The organism is Chitinophaga tropicalis (assembly GCF_009758205.1).
In the GTDB taxonomy this organism is placed as follows: domain Bacteria; phylum Bacteroidota; class Bacteroidia; order Chitinophagales; family Chitinophagaceae; genus Chitinophaga; species Chitinophaga tropicalis.
In genome coordinates, this window is the sequence record NZ_WRXN01000054.1 from 1 (window position 1) to 623 (window position 623).

The following is a 623-nucleotide window of genomic DNA, read 5'->3' on the forward strand; positions in this document are numbered from 1 at the left end:
CTATGCTCCGACCGCTTGTAGGCGCACGGTTTCAGGAACTATTTCACTCTTCTGTTCGAAGTGCTTTTCACCTTTCCCTTACGGTACTGGTTCACTATCGGTCTCTAGGGAGTATTTAGCCTTACCAGATGGTGCTGGCAAATTCATACAGGATTCCTCCGGTCCCGCACTACTCAGGATACTACACGTCCATCAGAATTTCTGCCTACAGGACTATCACCTGCTATGGTTCATCTTTCCAGATGATTCAACTTGATCTGATTTTCTAAAAGTAGTCCTATAACCCCGCGGCAGCACGCCACCGCGGTTTGGGCTATTCCCCGTTCGCTCGCCACTACTTAGGGAATCATTATTTATTTTCTTTTCCTGCAGGTACTTAGATGTTTCAGTTCCCTGCGTTGGCCTCCTTACGGATAATACATCTTCAATGTATTGGGTTGTCCCATTCGGAAATCTACGGATGTAACGATCGTTTGCATCTCCCCGTAGCTTATCGCAGCTTACCACGTCCTTCTTCGCCTCCTAGAGCCTAGGCATCCACCATGCGCCCTTATTCGCTTTAAATATCTTTCCAGTTTTTGCAACTAGTATTATAACATTTTTCCCAATATGTCAAAGAACTT

Annotated in this window: 1 rRNA gene; it reads right to left on the reverse strand. The window is 45.7% G+C overall.

The window, feature by feature from the left end:
• Nucleotides 1-564: ribosomal RNA gene (locus GO493_RS30775) — 23S ribosomal RNA — on the reverse strand; the annotation flags it as partial.
• Nucleotides 565-623 lie beyond the last annotated feature (59 nt).